This window comes from Xanthomonas hortorum (assembly GCF_024339125.1).
GTDB lineage: Bacteria > Pseudomonadota > Gammaproteobacteria > Xanthomonadales > Xanthomonadaceae > Xanthomonas > Xanthomonas hortorum.
This window is the reverse complement of record NZ_CP101417.1, coordinates 1559682-1577669: the sequence shown is the minus strand read 5'-3', so window position 1 is coordinate 1577669 and position 17988 is coordinate 1559682. Positions and strand designations below refer to the sequence as shown.

The following is a 17988-nucleotide window of genomic DNA, read 5'->3' as shown; positions in this document are numbered from 1 at the left end:
TGCTGCCCAGCCGTTACCGCATGCCGCGCGGCCCGGTAAAATCCACCGATGGCCAAGCTCTATTTCTACTATTCGGCAATGAATGCCGGCAAGACCACCACCTTGCTGCAGTCCGCGCACAACTACCGCGAACGCGGCATGCGCACGTTGATCCTCACGCCCAAGCTCGATCACCGCGCCGGCAGCGGCGTGGTGGCCTCGCGGATCGGCCTGCGCGCCGACGGGCGCACCTTCGATCGCGATACCGAGTTGCAGCAGCTCATCGAGCGCGACATCCAGGCCGAGGGTGCGCTGCATTGCGTCCTGGTCGATGAAGCGCAGTTTCTCAACCGTGCGCAGGTCTGGCAGTTGAGCGAGGTGGTCGACCGCCTGCGCGTGCCGGTGCTCTGTTACGGCCTGCGCACCGACTTCCGCGGCGAGTTGTTCGAGGGAAGCCAGTTCCTGCTGGCCTGGGCCGACGAGCTGGACGAGATCAAGACCATCTGCCACAGCGGCAGCAAGGCCACCATGACCGTGCGCGTGGACGCGCAAGGGCATGCGGTGCAGGACGGCCCGCAGGTGGAGATCGGCGGCAACGAGCGCTACGTGTCAGTCAGCCGTGCCGAGTTCAAGAAGATCATGCGTGGCGAAGGCCGCATCGACCCGCTGCAGATTGCACTGCCGTTGCCGCCTGCGGGGGCGTAACGCTCCACCGCATCATGCTGCCAGCGGCGCAGCGCGGTGCTGGCATACCGCTCCTACAGCGGGCGATGCCGATCCTCTGTGGGCTGTCATCGACAAATCGGACGACGACGGTGGCATTGCAACACCGGAGCCATCGTCTACCGACTGACCATTGGCCAACGCTTCGACGGTAGCCTCCATGAGTGATGAGCCGGTGTCACTACGCCCCAATATTTCCCCGCTGTCAGCGGGCAACGCGCAGTGATGACTCACTGAAGAATTCAGCCGAACCGCCGTTAATCATCTGGCTCGCTATGCGCTTGTGATGCGACGCTAAACCCAGGCAGGCATTCAATCGCCGCTGTATATCTGCGCCCCATCAACCAGCGTATCGTTTGCCCAGCGTTGCAGCGATCTACATGCAACCAAGCTCAACCACAGTCCTGTAAGCTTGCGACCATCCATTTGTCGGGAGGCAATATATGGGTCCGCTTCCTCCCGAATTACGTGCAGATATCGCGCGTGTTGGCCGGCTATCGTCGGTCCCCGATGTACTGACCATCCTTACTCGTCTGACCGGCATGGGGTTCGCCGCCGTCGCGCGCGTGACCGATACGCGCTGGGTGACCTGCCAGGTGCGCGACGACCTGTCCTTCGGTCTGACGCCTGGTGACGAGCTGCCCCTGGTCACCACCTTCTGCGACAGCGTGCGCACCCAGGGCAACGCGTTGTGGTTCGGCCATGCCTCCGAGCACCCGGTCTTCCGCGACCACCCCACGCCGCGGCTCTATGGCTTCGAAAGCTATGTGTCGGTGCCGATCAAGTTCGACGACGGCAGCGTGTTCGGCACCTTGTGCGCGCTGGACCCGCTGCCGCGTGTCATGGATGCGCCGTTGGTGGAAAAGGTCGAGCTGCTGGCGCAACTGCTGGCCGCGCAGATCCAGGCCGAGCAGCGTGCCGAAGAGAGCGCACAGGAATCACTGCGGGCACGCAGCGAACTGGGGCGCATCGGCGCATCGGCGCGCCTGCGCGAAGAGTTCATCGGCATCCTTGGGCACGACCTGCGCAACCCGCTGCAATCGATGCACGCCGTGGTAGACGCGCTATTCATCGACCCGCTCAACCAGCGTCAGGGCGCCTCGCTACGCTCGATGCAGCGCAGCCTGCGGCGCATGGAAGAGCTGATCGACTTCGCCAGCGATTTCGCGCGTGGTATCGAACGCGACTGGCTGCAGCTGGACTACGGCAACGGCAGCGACATGCTCGACGCGCTCTCGCAAGTGGTCGACGAAACCCGCGCCGCGTACCCCAACCAGGTGCTGTCCACGCATGTGGCCATCGACGAACCGGTACATGGCGATGCCGTGCGCCTGGCGCAGATGTTCGGCAGCCTGATGATCAACGCGGTGGTGCAGGGTCAGCAAAGTTCGCTGATCAAGGCGGTTGCAGTGACCGAGAACGGTCGCCTGCGCATCGAAGTCTGCAATCTGGACGGCATCGATCCGCGCCGGCTCGATGTGCTGCAAGCCTCCACCCATGTACACACCCCCGGACGGGCATTGCCGGAAGTCGATCTGGGTCTGCATATGGCCGCCCAGATCGCCCAGGCCCATCAAGGCGAACTGCGCATCACCAGCGGCAAGGATGGCACCTGTTTCCGTGTAGAGCTGGCTTGCGTGCGCCCGCGTGCACGCATGCAACTGGTCAACAGCGCGACGTCGGCCTGAGCCGGGCGCGTCGGCGGTGCATCAATAACTGCGCGGCTGTCACGCGGCCGCGGTCGATATTCCAATTCGGCGGTCTGGCATCACGCTGTTCGTAAGTCACTGACCATGGTGCCACTTATCGGTCGCGCAGCATGGCTGCGCGACGTGCCTGCGCCCTAGTAAATCTTGCGCTCGCTCGCCGGCGGCGGCGTCCATTGGTACAGCCAGGTTTCGGTCAGCGGCTTGCCGTTGGCGCGCAGGAACAGACGGATATCGATCTGCTGGGTGCTGTCATCTGGCGGCACCAGATCGAACATCGCTCGATAGCCTTTGAGTTCATGCAGCGGACGCGCCGATACGATCTCGGTGGTTCCGCGCGACACCTGGATGATCGCCTCGACCTTGGTCTTGGAATCCTTGACCAGCGCAGCCAGCTCGCCCCCCGCGAAGTCCACCGCAAACCGCCAGGAAAAATGGCTGCGCTTCTGCCCAACGATGCCGCCCAGGCCGGTGCGCGTGGCCACGCAATGCGCCAGCGGCGAGCTGGCCGGCGGGTGCGCGCCCCAATACAGGCGATATCCCATCAGCAGTTCCTGCCCCGGCTGAGGCTTGGCCTGCGGATTCCAGAACGCCACGATGTTGTCGAAGGTCTCGTCCACGGTCGGAATCTCGACCAGTTGCACCGAGCCCTTGCCCCAACCGCTCTTTGGCTCGACCCACAGACACGGGCGCTTCTCGTAGAACACGCCGTCGTCCTGGTAATGGTCGAAATTGCGATCGCGCTGCAGCAGCCCGAACCCGCGCGGGTTCTCGTCCACAAACATGTTGAAGCGCAGCTGCGGCGGGTTGCACAACGGCCGCCAGATCCATTCCCCGCCGCCGGTCCACATCGCCAACCCGTCGGTGTCGTGGATCTCCGGGCGCCAGTCCCAATCCATCCGGCTGTCGTTTTCGCCCACCTGGTACATGCTGGTGCACGGGCCGATGCCGAGCCGCTCGATGGCCTTGCGCGGATACAGCGCGCTGTCGATGTCCATCACCAGCACCTCGCCATTGGTGATGGCAAACCGATACGCACCGGCAACGCTAGGCGAGTCCAACAACCCGTACACCACCACAGTGTCCGAATCATCAGCCGGCTGCTCCAGGTAATAGGCGATGAAGTCCGGAAACTCTTCCGGCCCGCCCGTTCCGGTATCGATCGCCAGCCCGCGCGCCGACTGTCCGTACTGGCCTTCCTTGCCGACCGCACGGAAATAACTCGCCCCCAGGAACGCCGAAAAATCGCGGTCGGTGTCCTTGCGCGTGTTCAGACGAAATCCTGCAAACCCCAGGTCTTTAGGCAACTGCTTGCCGCCCAGCCCGCTGCTGCCGTAATCGAACGCAGCCGGGTCATAGGCCAGCTGCTGCGCCTTGCCATCGACGATGTCGTAGATGTGCACCGGGGTATGGAAGTACAGCCCCAGGTGGAAGAACTTCGCCTGAAACTTGCCATTGCCATCGGCCCACAACGCGTGGTCCTGACGGTAGCGGATCGACTGGTACTGATCCCAGTTCAGCGCCTCCAACGGTCCCGGCAACACCTGCTTGTGGCTCTTGTACGCCGCCTTGGCCAGCGCACGCGCCTGACCCTTCAGCCAGGCATAGTCGAACGGCTGCGGCTGCCCCAACCGACGCAGTCCTACCGCCTTGGCCGCCAACGCCCATTGCGGCAACGCCGGCAAACCGAGCGCGGCCAAAGCGGCAGCGGCATTTTTCAGGAAGTGGCGTCGTTGCATGCGCATCGATCTGATCAGGGAATGGCGACATCATAGCCACAGCCCGGCGTGCACGTGAATGCGACGCTCAGGGCGCCGCTGACGAAGACGCGCACGCATTTCTCAGCCCCAGCTCTTTCGCCTTGCTGCACAGGAACTGTCGCTGTGCCTGCTGTTCGTCAGGGCCGCTATAACGCAGCAAGGTCCACTGCTCCTGCGCCTGCATCTGAGCACCGGGTGCAAGCTGCCGATACGGCGCATGCACCTCCATTTCCAGCAGTCCTTGCTCGGGATGCTGTGGTGGCGCATCCAGATACAACTCCACCTGCCCTTGTTCAGGGTGAATCGCCGCCAGTGGCTGATGCGGGAAGCGGATCAACAGCACCTGACCACCTGCAAAACCCGCCATCCAGCCAGCCGAAGGCTGCAGCAACAGCTTGCCGCGCTGGTTCAGCCCGTCCTGCCGTGTATCGGCACTCAGCACGAAAATGCCCTCGTGATGGCGATACGTCGGCGCAGTCGTGCCAGCCTCCGTCGGCGGTTGAACGCGGATATCAGCCCCGTTGGCTACCGGAACGAAGACACGCGTACTGGCTGCAACCCGCGTGTTGAACCACAGATCCCAAGCGATAGGCTGTTTGCGGATATTGCGTGCAGTGGCCTCCATCTCCACGGTATCGGCACGTGTGGATGAGAGCGCAACACGCTTGCGTAGTTGCACACCGGTGACCGGACTGGGTACGCCTTCCAGGATCAGTTGATCGCCACTGCGTGTAACCGTGCGTGTGGTTGCCAACGACAGATACGGATCCGGCGGCCACACTGCAGCTGCGGCTTTACGTGCGGGGTTGACCTGTTGATGCAGCCACCACTGACTCTGCGGCCCTACCCAGACATCGTGGCCCAGATATGGGATATCGCCTGCAATGGCAGAGACCTCCGGCGTAGGTTGCTGGTCTACGGCGATGCCCGTCTTCAACACGTTGGGGTGTCCACGCAAATTGAAGGACAGCACTCGCCCACCGAGCGCAGGCGTGGCACTGAGCTCGATAACCTCGTTTTGCAACTGGATGCGCTCGATTGCGGCCTTGGGGCTGGACGCAAGCTCCTCGGCACACACACTTGCTGCAGGCTGCAACATAAATGCACCAACAGCAATGAGCGGCACGAAGCGACGCAATAAGGCAGGCATGAACAACTCCAATCGCAGGACGCAACGATTGTGGCGCGATGCATAGCGACGCACCAGCGAGCCATCGGTGACTGCGGTTCTGAGCGCGCCCGTCGCATTTACCTCAGGGCTGCTCGCCAGATGCCGTCGCTGATCCAGAACTGGATACTGTTGTTTCGATCAGCGCGTGTGACCTAGCCAGCTATCAACGTTGGCAACTCCCGCACCACACCGTCGCGCGTTGTCCGATGGTGGCGTGTTTCAACACACGTCCACATTGCTTGCAGGCCTCACCCTCACGCCCATACACCGTGAGTTCCTGCTCGAAGTAACCAGGCGCACCGTCCGGGCTAATGAAATCACGCAACGTCGTACCTCCCCGCTGGATCGCATATCCCAGAATGTCTTTGACTGCTGTAGCCAAGCGCCGGTAGCGGTCCAAAGATACTTTTCCAGCCTCTCGCAAGGGGCTGATTCCCGCGCGATGCAGGCTTTCGGCAGCGTAAATATTCCCCACGCCGACGACGACTGCTTGATCCATCAGAAAGGTTTTCACCGCGGCCCGACGGCCACGCGCCAGTGCATGCAGATAATCGCCAGTAAATGCATCCGATAATGGTTCGGGACCAAGTGCAGCAAGCAATTCGTGCACCTGCGTATCGGATTGCCACAGCAGGCAGCCGAATCGGCGCGGATCGTTGAAGCGCAGAACGCGTCCATTTTCCAAACTGATATCCACATGATCGTGCGCACGCGGCAATGTATCGCCAGGCAACACGCGCAGACTTCCGGACATTCCAAGATGCAGCAGCGCACTGCCGCCAGCATCGGTATCGATCAACAGATACTTGGCGCGACGTCGTACGTTGGTAATGGTGGCGCCAGGAAGCAGCTGCTCGATCTGCTCGGGAATGGGCCAGCGCAGATCCGGTCGTCGCAGGATGACGCCGTGAATCCGTTGGTCAACCAGATGCGGGGCCAGGCCGCGCAAGGTGGTTTCGACTTCGGGAAGCTCAGGCATGCAGATATCCAATAGGCGAGGCCGGCGATGTTGCCGACGTGATGGATATGGTGGCGGAGCTAGATAAACCCAAATCTCGTGTTAGCCAGATCCACGCTTGGACGTCAGTGTGCTTGACGCGGTTTTCGTCCAGACCCGCTTCGCGGGTGTTCAAACGCAGCTGGGATCAGAGCGACATTTGCAGATTTTCCCAGCGCCTTCTTGTCAATTTTCGGTTCCCGGCCTCGGCCTCGGAGTATCGCGCCGAATTCCGCGCAAGAAGAAACCCCCAGTCCTGTTGGACTGAGGGTTTCGGGTAAAGCCCCTGGCGATGACCTACTCTCGCATGGCTTGAGCCACACTACCATCGGCGCAGCTGCGTTTCACTTCCGAGTTCGGGATGGGATCGGGTGGTTCCACAGCGCTAATTTCACCAGGGAGACGGTTGGAGTGTCGCCAGTCGGAGCTTCCTCAAACGTGTGCACAAGGATGTGCAGGCGTTTGCGTGTGGAAGCACCTACGGCGCTCGTCTCGCATAGTTAACTTGTGACGTAGCTTGCGTTTGCGGATCTACCAACGTTCGTTGGGACCAAGGCAACTTGAGGTTATATGGTCAAGCCGCACGGATCATTAGTATCAGTTAGCTCAATACATTGCTGTACTTACACACCTGACCTATCAACCACATAGTCTATATGGTTCCTTTAGGGGGCTTGTGCCCCGGGAAGTCTCATCTTGAGGCGCGCTTCCCGCTTAGATGCTTTCAGCGGTTATCGCTTCCGAACATAGCTACCCGGCAATGCCACTGGCGTGACAACCGGAACACCAGAGGTTCGTCCACTCCGGTCCTCTCGTACTAGGAGCAGCCCCTCTCAAACTTCCAACGCCCATGGCAGATAGGGACCGAACTGTCTCACGACGTTCTGAACCCAGCTCGCGTACCACTTTAAATGGCGAACAGCCATACCCTTGGGACCGACTACAGCCCCAGGATGTGATGAGCCGACATCGAGGTGCCAAACACCGCCGTCGATATGAACTCTTGGGCGGTATCAGCCTGTTATCCCCGGAGTACCTTTTATCCGTTGAGCGATGGCCCTTCCATACAGAACCACCGGATCACTAAGACCTACTTTCGTACCTGCTTGATCCGTCGATCTTGCAGTCAAGCACGCTTATGCCTTTGCACACAGTGCGCGATGTCCGACCGCGCTGAGCGTACCTTCGTGCTCCTCCGTTACTCTTTAGGAGGAGACCGCCCCAGTCAAACTACCCACCATACACGGTCCCTGATCCGGATAACGGATCTAGGTTAGAACGTCAAGCACGACAGGGTGGTATTTCAAGGATGGCTCCACTGCAGCTAGCGCCACAGTTTCATAGCCTCCCACCTATCCTACACAGACGAACTCAACGTTCAGTGTAAAGCTATAGTAAAGGTTCACGGGGTCTTTCCGTCTTGCCACGGGAACGCTGCATCTTCACAGCGATTTCAATTTCACTGAGTCTCGGGTGGAGACAGCGCCGCTGTCGTTACGCCATTCGTGCAGGTCGGAACTTACCCGACAAGGAATTTCGCTACCTTAGGACCGTTATAGTTACGGCCGCCGTTTACTGGGGCTTCGATCAAGAGCTTCGCCTTGCGGCTGACCCCATCAATTAACCTTCCAGCACCGGGCAGGCGTCACACCCTATACGTCCACTTTCGTGTTTGCAGAGTGCTGTGTTTTTGATAAACAGTCGCAGCGGCCTGGTTTCTGCGACCCTCTTCAGCTATAGCTCGCATGAGCCACCAAAAAGGGTGCACCTTCTCCCGAAGTTACGGTGCCATGTTGCCTAGTTCCTTCACCCGAGTTCTCTCAAGCGCCTGAGAATTCTCATCCTACCCACCTGTGTCGGTTTACGGTACGGTCTTCGTGAGCTGAAGCTTAGGAGCTTTTCCTGGAAGCGTGGTATCAGTGACTTTGCCATAAAGGCTCGTCTCGGTGCTCGGTCTTAAAGGATCCCGGATTTGCCAAAGATCCAAACCTACCGCCTTTCCCCGGGACAACCAACGCCCGGTACACCTAACCTTCTCCGTCCCTCCATCGCACTCACGCGAGGTGCAGGAATATTAACCTGCTTCCCATCGACTACGGCTTTCGCCCTCGCCTTAGGGACCGACTAACCCTGCGTCGATTAACGTTGCGCAAGGAAACCTTGGGCTTTCGGCGTGCGGGCTTTTCACCCGCATTATCGTTACTCATGTCAGCATTCGCACTTCCGATACCTCCAGCGGACTTCTCAATCCACCTTCGCAGGCTTACGGAACGCTCCTCTACCGCGCATAAAACCAAAAGTTTTACGCACCCCAAGCTTCGGTTCACTGCTTAGCCCCGTTAAATCTTCCGCGCAGACCGACTCGACCAGTGAGCTATTACGCTTTCTTTAAAGGGTGGCTGCTTCTAAGCCAACCTCCTGGCTGTCTATGCCTTTCCACATCGTTTTCCACTTAGCAGTGAATTTGGGACCTTAGCTGTGGGTCTGGGTTGTTTCCCTTTTCACGACGGACGTTAGCACCCGCCGTGTGTCTCCCGGATAGTACGTACTGGTATTCGGAGTTTGCAATGGTTTGGTAAGTCGCGATGACCCCCTAGCCATAACAGTGCTCTACCCCCAGTAGTATTCGTCCGAGGCGCTACCTAAATAGCTTTCGAGGAGAACCAGCTATCTCCGGGTTCGATTAGCTTTTCACTCCTAATCACAGCTCATCCCCGTCTTTTGCAACAGACGTGGGTTCGGGCCTCCAGTACCTGTTACGGCACCTTCACCCTGGCCATGACTAGATCACCCGGTTTCGGGTCTACTGCCCGCGACTATGCGCCCTTATCAGACTCGGTTTCCCTTCGCCTCCCCTATACGGTTAAGCTTGCCACGAACAGTAAGTCGCTGACCCATTATACAAAAGGTACGCAGTCACTCTTGCGAGCTCCTACTGCTTGTACGCACACGGTTTCAGGATCTATTTCACTCCCCTCTCCGGGGTTCTTTTCGCCTTTCCCTCACGGTACTGGTTCACTATCGGTCGGTCAGGAGTATTTAGCCTTGGAGGATGGTCCCCCCATATTCAGACAGGGTTTCACGTGCCCCGCCCTACTCGTCTTCACTGGAGTGGCCCTTTTAAATACAGGGCTATCACCTTCTATGGCCAATCTTTCCAGATTGTTTTTCTAAAGCCATTCCAGCTTAAGGGCTGTTCCCCGTTCGCTCGTCACTACTTAGGGAATCTCGGTTGATTTCTTTTCCTCCGGTTACTTAGATATTTCAGTTCACCGGGTTCGCTTCCAGCAGCTATGAATTCACTGCAGGATACTGCCGAAGCAGTGGGTTTCCCCATTCGGATATTGCCGGATCAAAGCTTGTTGCCAGCTCCCCGACACTTTTCGCAGGCTACCACGTCCTTCATCGCCTCTGACCGCCTAGGCATCCACCGTGTGCGCTTATTCGCTTGACCATATAACCCCAAGTTGCCTCGGAGCTACATGTACGTGTTGTGTGGGGTACAAAGCCACCAACGCGAACATACGACTCAATTATTTAGGGACTCGAAGTCCCCGCCTTAGCCTCAACGACACGTTTAGATAGATATCTCAAACGCTCGCTACGTCACAAGTTATAAAAGAACATGTCTCAGCCTCAACGCTGATCCATATAAATTCTTAAGTGTGCACTACATTCAGAGTGGTGGGTCTGGGTAGACTCGAACTACCGACCTCACCCTTATCAGGGGTGCGCTCTAACCACCTGAGCTACAGACCCGAAGTCTTTTCACTCAATATGGTGGAGCCTGTCGGGATCGAACCGACGACCCCCTGCTTGCAAAGCAGGTGCTCTCCCAGCTGAGCTAAGGCCCCAAAAGGGACTTCGCATACCGACCTGTGCCGGTATGAATCTCTGAATGCAGGTAATTTGTGAGGACGCCCGACAGGACGAATGACGTCATGCTCAAAAGGAGGTGATCCAGCCGCACCTTCCGATACGGCTACCTTGTTACGACTTCACCCCAGTCATCGGCCACACCGTGGCAAGCGCCCTCCCGAAGGTTAAGCTACCTGCTTCTGGTGCAACAAACTCCCATGGTGTGACGGGCGGTGTGTACAAGGCCCGGGAACGTATTCACCGCAGCAATGCTGATCTGCGATTACTAGCGATTCCGACTTCATGGAGTCGAGTTGCAGACTCCAATCCGGACTGAGATAGGGTTTCTGGGATTGGCTTACCCTCGCGGGTTTGCAGCCCTCTGTCCCTACCATTGTAGTACGTGTGTAGCCCTGGTCGTAAGGGCCATGATGACTTGACGTCATCCCCACCTTCCTCCGGTTTGTCACCGGCGGTCTCCTTAGAGTTCCCACCATTACGTGCTGGCAACTAAGGACAAGGGTTGCGCTCGTTGCGGGACTTAACCCAACATCTCACGACACGAGCTGACGACAGCCATGCAGCACCTGTCTCACGGTTCCCGAAGGCACCAATCCATCTCTGGAAAGTTCCGTGGATGTCAAGACCAGGTAAGGTTCTTCGCGTTGCATCGAATTAAACCACATACTCCACCGCTTGTGCGGGCCCCCGTCAATTCCTTTGAGTTTCAGTCTTGCGACCGTACTCCCCAGGCGGCGAACTTAACGCGTTAGCTTCGATACTGCGTGCCAAATTGCACCCAACATCCAGTTCGCATCGTTTAGGGCGTGGACTACCAGGGTATCTAATCCTGTTTGCTCCCCACGCTTTCGTGCCTCAGTGTCAGTGTTGGTCCAGGTAGCCGCCTTCGCCACGGATGTTCCTCCCGATCTCTACGCATTTCACTGCTACACCGGGAATTCCGCTACCCTCTACCACACTCTAGTGACCCAGTATCCACTGCAATTCCCAGGTTGAGCCCAGGGCTTTCACAACAGACTTAAACCACCACCTACGCACGCTTTACGCCCAGTAATTCCGAGTAACGCTTGCACCCTTCGTATTACCGCGGCTGCTGGCACGAAGTTAGCCGGTGCTTATTCTTTGGGTACCGTCAGAACAATCGGGTATTAACCGACTGCTTTTCTTTCCCAACAAAAGGGCTTTACAACCCGAAGGCCTTCTTCACCCACGCGGCATGGCTGGATCAGGCTTGCGCCCATTGTCCAATATTCCCCACTGCTGCCTCCCGTAGGAGTCTGGACCGTGTCTCAGTTCCAGTGTGGCTGATCATCCTCTCAGACCAGCTACGGATCGTCGCCTTGGTGGGCCTTTACCCCGCCAACTAGCTAATCCGACATCGGCTCATTCAATCGCGCGAAGCCCGAAGGTCCTCCGCTTTCACCCGTAGGTCGTATGCGGTATTAGCGTAAGTTTCCCTACGTTATCCCCCACGAAAGAGTAGATTCCGATGTATTCCTCACCCGTCCGCCACTCGCCACCCATAAGAGCAAGCTCTTACTGTGCTGCCGTTCGACTTGCATGTGTTAGGCCTGCCGCCAGCGTTCACTCTGAGCCAGGATCAAACTCTTCACTTAAAATTACATGTCCGAAGACAAATTACTTTAGCTGCAGAAGTTCAACCACTGACAACTTATCGCTTGCAAAGCAATTAATATGTTGCTTTTTGATTAAACGTCTGCAAGATGGACAATCATCCTTCCTGCAGGCGTCCGCACAAATTACCTGCGCACACTGTCAAAGAACATTGGGAAGTGGCCTCAGCGCCGTTCCCGTCAGCTTCGTCGTTTCCGTCGAAGCGAGCCGCCTAGTATAGCGGACTTTTTCTTGCCGTCAACACCTTGTTTCCGAGGTGGTTGACGCTGCTTCGTTTCGACCCGAAGGTTTTCTGCGAAGCGAGCCGGCCATATTAGCAGGCTTTTCATCTTCGTCAACCCCTCGTGAAGAGGAAGTTGCCGCCGCTGCACCTCAATCCGCCGTAGCGTCTTTCCGTGTAGCGAGCCGCCCATCATAGCCGACTTTCCTGCCTCGTCAACACCCAATTTTCTGGGGGTTTTCGAACCCGTTCGTTGTTGCGGTGCTTCGAGAAGCGCCGCCGTCCTGAGCGAGGTCGCGCAGTTTATCGAGACTGGGCGGAAGTGCAAGCACTTTTTGACACTGACATGACACGGCCGTCATTGCGCCAATGCGCGAGGCCTGATTCGACGGACCACTCACCCTGAAGCGGCGCTGCCCACTCCATGTAGAACAAAGGGCTAGCTATAGGAAAGTGCTTGGGTATCGATCATCGGCATGCTCGGTAAGAATGCATGCACTAGATAGAGAGCTCTCGATGCTTCCCTCCCTCAGCCTGCTCCGCGATCTGTCCCTGCCTGCGATTGCTGCAGGCTTTGTCACGGTGCTGGTGGGTTTTGCCAGCTCGGCGGTGATCGTGTTCGAGGCGGCACGCCATCTGGGGGCGGATCAGGCGCAGATCGCCTCGTGGATGTGGGCGCTCGGGATCGGCATGGGGGTGACCTGCATTGGATTGTCGCTGCGCTATCGCGTGCCAGTGGTGACGGCATGGTCCACGCCGGGTGCGGCGATGCTGATCGGCAGTGCGGCCGGTGTGCCGTTGCCTGAGGCGGTCGGTGCGTTTGTGGTGGCTGCAGTGCTTGGAATGGTGGCTGGTTTCTCGGGGTTGTTCGAGCGGGCGATCCGGCGCATTCCGATCTCGCTGGCCTCGGGCATGTTGGCCGGGGTGTTGTTGCGCTTTGGGCTGGATCTGTTCGTGGCGATGCAGAGTCAGGTGCTGCTGGCGCTGGCGATGCTGGTGACCTATCTGGTCGGGCGGCGCTGGTTTGCGCGTTATGCGGTGATTGCGACGTTGCTGGTCGGCATCGCGATTGCGGCCAGTGGCGGGCTATTGCACTGGACAGCGGTGCAGATGGAATTGGCGCATCCGGTGCTGGTGGTGCCGTCGCTGTCGTGGGCGGCGTTGTTCGGGTTGGCGATTCCCTTGTTCGTGGTCACCATGGCTTCGCAGAACGTGCCGGGTGTGGCGGTGATCCGGGCCTCCGGCTATACGGTACCGATCTCGCCGACGATCGGCTGGATCGGTGCGGTCAATACGGTGCTGGCGCCATTCGGCGGCTTTGCCTTGAACCTGGCGGCGATCACCGCTGCGATCTGCATGGGACGCGAGGCGCATGAGGATCCGGCGCGGCGTTATGTGGCTGCGGTCAGTGCGGGCGTGTTCTATGTGGTGATCGGCCTGTTCGGCGCGACCGTGGCGGCGGTGTTTGCCGCCTTTCCGCGCGAGCTGGTGATGGCGATTGCCGGGATCGCGTTGTTGGGCACGATCGGCAACAGCCTGGCGGCGGCCCTGCGCGAAGACAGCGAGCGCGAGGCGGCGCTGATCACCTTCTTGGTGACGGCGTCCGGGCTGACGTTGGGCGGGGTCGGTGCCTCATTCTGGGGCCTGGTGGCCGGAACGATCACCTTGTTGGTGTTGCGGCCGCGGGCCTAGCCGCGGCACGCCATCCAGTGGATGGGCGTCTTATCGGAAGGACTGCCCCCGACCGCGCCAAGCGATGCAGGCAACTGGACCGCAGCGAGCTTGCACCTGGCGCGGCACCGGCTCGCTTATTCGGGATCGCGTAGCTGCAACAGCCAGTGCGCGGTGACGCCGCTGGGGCTGGGCAGCGGTTCGAGATGGAATTGGCGGTAGACCGGTGAGCCGCCAGGCGCGCGCAGCGGCAAGGTGACGTACGCGGCGCGGCCTTGGCGCAGCGCCTCTTCGAGCAGTTCCACCTTGGACCGGGCGGCATCGCTGGCCAGCAGGGCCAGGATGTCGCAACCGATCAGATCGGCCACTTCGGTCTGGATAAGCTCTGCGAACGCCGGATTGACGAACATCAACCGGTGCGCGGCCGTGGTTGCGCCACGTTCGATGATGGCTACGCCGTCGCGCAGACGCGACAGCGAGGCTTCGAGCAGGGTGAAATCCTGCTGGAAGCGCTTGCGCTCCATCAGTTCGATCAACACACGCAGGCTGCGGGCCGACTCCAGGTGCAGCGGCGACCAGCGACGCGCGCGGCCACGCACGGTTTCCTGCCAGAGATCGAAGCTCTTGCGTGGCGAAAGGCGCGAGTTGGGGATGTCCGCCAGCTTGGCCAGCTGCGGATTGCCGGCCCAGTTGACCGTCTGCACCTGTTCGCGGCGGGTCCACAGCAAGGCGCTGCGCGACTGCGGCATCAGCGGCACGAAAATGAAACCGGCGGCCAGCGGTGCCAGATCGGCCAGCTCGGGAAATACCTCGCCGATCGCCTCCACATGCAGGGCGCCGACGGCATCCTCGCGCAGGGCGGCGTGGTGTGCGGATTCGATGTGGTCGCGGATGCGCCGCAGCGCGGCGGCATCGGGCGTGGTGCCATGGCGGCTGATCTCCTTGCCATGGAAGATCGCCACGCCGTCGGCATCGACCACGTCCATCAGGTCAGGCGCCATATCGGCGAGCATCTCCACCGTCATCTGGGCGGCGTCGTTGAAGTCGGTGATCAGCTTTTCGCGCACGGTGAGCAACACCGATTCCATGCGCGCACGCTCGACCGCCTGCAAGGCGCCAATGCGACCAGCCAGCGCGCGCGTGACCGCATCGGTGGCATCGCGCATGGCGTGGCTGGTGAAGTGCGGGCTGTAGTGGTGGCAGGCGATCAGCCCCCACAGCACGTCGTTGACCACGAGCGAGGAGACCAGGGTGGCACTCACGCCCATGTTGGCCAGATATTCCAGATGCACCGGCGAGACGCTCCGCAGGCTGACATCGCTCAGATCCACCGGCGTGCCCAGGCGCGGATGCAAGGTGGGCTCGATTGCGGCGGACTGGTAGCCGACATCGGCGATCTGGCGGATGCGGTTGCGCAGGTACAGCGCGCGCGCCTGCGCCGGGATGTCGGTGGACGGGTAACGCTGGCCGAGATAGGCCACCAATTCGGGGTTGCGCGCCTCGGCAATGACTTCGCCGTTCCACTCTTCGTCGAAGCGGTAAATCATGACTCGATCAAAACCAATCATGTTGCGCAGGCCCTTGACCGCACGCACCGCCGCTTCGTCGATGCCGGGATCGCGCTCGATGCTGCGCAACAGCGGCAGCGCCTCGCGCAGGGTGACGTCCATCAGGCGGGCGTCGCGCGGTTCGATTTCGACCAGCCATTGCTCCGGATACAGATGCCAGGCGGCCACCCAGGGGTGATCGGTGGGCGCTGCGCGCCTGGGGAAACGCACCTCGGCATGTAATAGGTGTTGCGCCTGGTCGTCGACCACGAACGGCTGCTCGCCGGGCAGTTCCAGCACTTGCGTGTAGGGCATGCCCAACAGTTCGGCCAGCGGCACGCCGAGCAACTCGACGGCGGTGGTGCTGGCCTGCACAATGCGTCCATCGGCCGGCTCGATCACCAGCAGCACGCCGTAGGGCTGGATCAGGCCGGGAATGTGGATCGGCTCGCGAGCGCAGACATCCATATTCAGGGGTTCGGTTGGCTGGTTCACGGGCGCGGCTCCGCTGCGAGGCAGGTGTGGAAGTGGGCAAACATGGCCTGCGCACCGTCGATGGCGGCGGCGCGTGCGCAAGGCGTGTCGAGACGTTGGTTGAGCACGGTCTGGAAATGGCGCCAGCCGGCCGGATCGTCGTCGGCCAGTTCGAAATAGCGCAAGGCATCGGCCAGACCGGGCTGCTGTTTGCGCAGGCTGCGCGCGATCATCCGGCCGCCCAGTTGCGAGCCTTCGATGACGTAGAGCATGCCCCAGCGCGCGGCATCGTTGCCGGCGGCGGGCGCTGCGATGGCAGTGCCTGGTTGCTGGCCGAGCACGCGCAGGTCTTCGCGCAAGGCCGGCACGCGGCGGCGATACTGCCAGCCGGTTCCAGCCAGGGTACTGAGCCAATTGCGCAGCTGCGCTTCGAAGCCGGCCAGCAGTGCATGGTGCCGGCGCAGGATCAGCGCATAGGCGTCGCGATCGACGCGTCCCTGCCCCAATGCCTGCATCAGCGGGATCGCTTCGACCAGGCAATGGACGCCCTGGGTGGCATCGCGCAGCACGAACGCGGCCGAGGGCGGAACTGCCAAGGCGTCGGAAGACATAGGGACTCGAGGCGGTGCCGCGGCACGAAGGACACCAGCCTAGCAGCGCCTGCGCAAATCAGATAAAGCGGGCGCGAGTGCAACGTGAATAGGTTGGCATTATTGCGGCGTTGCGTGCGCGATGCCGGGCCCACGCCCTGCCCGCTTCCAGGCCATGACCCAGCCTGCGGCAAGCAGGAGACCGGCCAGCAACCAGGGCGCGCCGGGCAGATGCAACGGGGCGCCGCTGCCGATAAACCAGGCAAACACGTTGGCGAACAACAACGGACCGGCGATGCCGGCCAGACTGATCAGGCTGGTCAACGCGCCCTGCACGCGGCCTTGCGCATCGGCGCCGACCTCGCGGGTGATCAAGGCCTGCGCGGACGGTGCGGCGATCGCCCAGAACGCGCTGATCGGCACGCCGATCAGGAACGCGGTGCCGCTGTCGGCCAGCCCGTAGATGACGAAACCGATGACCCCACAGCCCAGACCCAGCAGCAGCGCGCGACGTTCGCCCAGCCAGCGCACCAGCCGGCCGACCAGCAACGCGTTGACGATGATGCTGCACACACCCACGCCGGCCAGCACCCAGCTCACTTCGCGCGGGCCCCAGTGATACTGGTAGCTGGCGAACAGGACGAAGATGCTGGGGTAGACGTAATGCGCCAGGTTGGCCAGGAACACCACCGAGGCCAGGCCGAAGACCTGCGGGTAGCGACGCAGCAGCTTGAGCGCGCCAAGCGGGTTGGCATGTGACCAATCCAGCCGCGCGGTGCGGCGTTCGGCGGGCAGCGATTCGGGCAGCACGAACCAGCCGTACAACACGTTCAACAAGGCCAGCCCGGCGGCAAACCAAAACGGCCAGCGCAGACCGATGCTGCCCAGCCAGCCGCCGATCAGCGGGCCGGCGACAAAACCAATGCCGAATGCGGCGCCGAGCATGCCGAACGCGCCGGCGCGTTTGTCGGCCGGGGTGACGTCGGCGATATAGGCATTGGCAGTGGAAAAGCTGGCCGAGCATACGCCGGAGATCACCCGCGCCAGCAGCAGCATCGGCAGGGAATGCGCGGCCGCCATCAGGATGAAGTCCAGGCCCAGGCCCAAACACGAGAGCAGGATCACCGGGCGGCGGCCGTAGCGGTCGGACAAGGCGCCCTGCAGCGGCGAGCAGACGAACTGGATGGCGGCAAACAGGAAGCCGAACCAGCCGATCCAGCCGGCCGCCACGGCGTAGTCGCCACCGGTGAATTGACGCACCAGATCCGGCAACACCGGAATGATCACGCCGAAGGACAGCACGTCGATCAGCACGGTGATGAAGATGAAGATCAGCGCGGCGCGGCGCCGGCCCGGTGCAGGAGCGGATGCGGAATCGGGAAAGATGGACATCGCGCGGCACGCAGGGGCGAAGCGGCGAGTGTAGCGGTGGATTGAGCGGTGGGGATGGGCTTACGTACCCTCATCCGCCCTTCGGGCACCTTCTCCCGAGGGGAGAAGGGAAGCGCTTGGCCTGTGCGTCAGAAGACTCTGGTCTATGCGTCCAGCGCAAGATCATTGCGATGTCGTTCAAGCCCCTCTCCCGCCGGGAGAGGGGTTGGGGTGAGGGTACGGGGCGAAGCCACACGCGCACTCA

9 protein-coding genes, 2 tRNA genes and 3 rRNA genes are annotated in these 17988 nt (G+C 60.7%); 3 read left to right on the top strand and 11 right to left on the bottom strand.

Going from position 1 to position 17988, the window contains the following annotated elements:
- The first annotated feature begins 48 nt into the window (after nucleotides 1–48).
- Together NMB96_RS06680 and NMB96_RS06675 are read left to right on the top strand one after the other, a co-directional pair.
- Nucleotides 49–684, top strand: coding sequence for a thymidine kinase (locus tag NMB96_RS06680; RefSeq protein ID WP_006452668.1), 636 nt, complete (start codon nucleotides 49–51; stop codon nucleotides 682–684).
- Nucleotides 685–1145: 461 nt separating this feature from the next.
- On the top strand, nucleotides 1146–2390 hold the full coding sequence (locus NMB96_RS06675) for a GAF domain-containing sensor histidine kinase (protein WP_023905761.1): 1245 nt from the start codon (nucleotides 1146–1148) through the stop codon (nucleotides 2388–2390).
- 155 nt (nucleotides 2391–2545) lie between these two features.
- On the opposite strand, the gene NMB96_RS06670 is transcribed toward NMB96_RS06675, so the two are convergent.
- From NMB96_RS06670 to NMB96_RS06635, 8 genes are all read right to left on the bottom strand, one after another.
- On the bottom strand, nucleotides 2546–4147 hold the full coding sequence (locus NMB96_RS06670; protein WP_043889940.1) for an OpgD/OpgG family glucan biosynthesis protein: 1602 nt from the start codon (nucleotides 4145–4147) through the stop codon (nucleotides 2546–2548).
- A gap of 67 nt (nucleotides 4148–4214) precedes the next feature.
- Nucleotides 4215–5318: a DUF4380 domain-containing protein gene (locus NMB96_RS06665; protein ID WP_043889941.1), complete on the bottom strand. Its 1104-nt coding sequence runs from the start codon at nucleotides 5316–5318 to the stop codon at nucleotides 4215–4217.
- A gap of 184 nt (nucleotides 5319–5502) precedes the next feature.
- Nucleotides 5503–6318: a bifunctional DNA-formamidopyrimidine glycosylase/DNA-(apurinic or apyrimidinic site) lyase gene (gene mutM, locus NMB96_RS06660; RefSeq protein WP_043889566.1), complete on the bottom strand. Its 816-nt coding sequence runs from the start codon at nucleotides 6316–6318 to the stop codon at nucleotides 5503–5505.
- Between the two features lie 302 nt (nucleotides 6319–6620).
- Nucleotides 6621–6735: ribosomal RNA gene (gene rrf, locus NMB96_RS06655) — 5S ribosomal RNA — on the bottom strand.
- A 171-nt stretch (nucleotides 6736–6906) separates the two neighbouring features.
- Nucleotides 6907–9790 (bottom strand): 23S ribosomal RNA (locus tag NMB96_RS06650).
- Between the two features lie 228 nt (nucleotides 9791–10018).
- A tRNA-Ile gene (locus NMB96_RS06645) sits at nucleotides 10019–10095 on the bottom strand.
- Nucleotides 10096–10114: 19 nt separating this feature from the next.
- Nucleotides 10115–10190, bottom strand: a tRNA-Ala gene (locus NMB96_RS06640).
- A gap of 94 nt (nucleotides 10191–10284) precedes the next feature.
- Nucleotides 10285–11831, bottom strand: a 16S ribosomal RNA gene (locus tag NMB96_RS06635).
- Together the 16S, 23S and 5S rRNA genes with 2 tRNA genes alongside form the textbook arrangement of a ribosomal RNA operon.
- Before the next feature lie 755 nt (nucleotides 11832–12586).
- Between NMB96_RS06635 and NMB96_RS06630 the strand changes: the two genes are divergently transcribed.
- A complete protein-coding gene (locus tag NMB96_RS06630; protein ID WP_255086532.1) occupies nucleotides 12587–13762 on the top strand; it encodes a benzoate/H(+) symporter BenE family transporter in 1176 nt (391 codons plus the stop codon).
- Between the two features lie 116 nt (nucleotides 13763–13878).
- Here NMB96_RS06630 and bphP read toward each other — a convergent pair whose 3' ends face one another.
- The 3 genes from bphP to NMB96_RS06615 all read right to left on the bottom strand — a co-directional run bounded on the left by bphP (nucleotide 13879) and on the right by NMB96_RS06615 (nucleotide 17744).
- Entirely contained in the window at nucleotides 13879–15783 is a 1905-nt protein-coding gene (bphP, locus tag NMB96_RS06625) for a bacteriophytochrome BphP (RefSeq protein ID WP_183086942.1), read from the bottom strand.
- Nucleotides 15780–16373 carry a biliverdin-producing heme oxygenase gene (locus tag NMB96_RS06620; RefSeq protein ID WP_023905767.1) on the bottom strand — a complete coding sequence of 198 codons (594 nt, stop codon included), beginning with the start codon at nucleotides 16371–16373 and terminating at the stop codon, nucleotides 15780–15782. The genes bphP and NMB96_RS06620 overlap by 4 nt, the downstream gene beginning before the upstream one ends.
- Nucleotides 16374–16472: 99 nt before the next feature.
- A complete protein-coding gene (locus NMB96_RS06615) occupies nucleotides 16473–17744 on the bottom strand; it encodes a TCR/Tet family MFS transporter (RefSeq protein ID WP_023905768.1) in 1272 nt (423 codons plus the stop codon).
- Between the last annotated feature and the right edge of the window lie 244 nt (nucleotides 17745–17988).

Bases quoted from the DNA above. Each gene is read 5' to 3' on its own strand.
- NMB96_RS06680 (WP_006452668.1), top strand. From the start codon at position 49: ATGGCCAAGCTCTATTTCTACTATTCGGCAATGAATGCCGGCAAGACC.
- NMB96_RS06675 (WP_023905761.1), top strand. From the start codon at position 1,146: ATGGGTCCGCTTCCTCCCGAATTACGTGCAGATATCGCGCGTGTTGGC.
- NMB96_RS06670 (WP_043889940.1), bottom strand. From the start codon at position 4,147: ATGCAACGACGCCACTTCCTGAAAAATGCCGCTGCCGCTTTGGCCGCG.
- NMB96_RS06665 (WP_043889941.1), bottom strand. From the start codon at position 5,318: ATGCCTGCCTTATTGCGTCGCTTCGTGCCGCTCATTGCTGTTGGTGCA.
- mutM (WP_043889566.1), bottom strand. From the start codon at position 6,318: ATGCCTGAGCTTCCCGAAGTCGAAACCACCTTGCGCGGCCTGGCCCCG.
- NMB96_RS06630 (WP_255086532.1), top strand. From the start codon at position 12,587: ATGCTTCCCTCCCTCAGCCTGCTCCGCGATCTGTCCCTGCCTGCGATT.
- NMB96_RS06620 (WP_023905767.1), bottom strand. From the start codon at position 16,373: ATGTCTTCCGACGCCTTGGCAGTTCCGCCCTCGGCCGCGTTCGTGCTG.
- NMB96_RS06615 (WP_023905768.1), bottom strand. From the start codon at position 17,744: ATGTCCATCTTTCCCGATTCCGCATCCGCTCCTGCACCGGGCCGGCGC.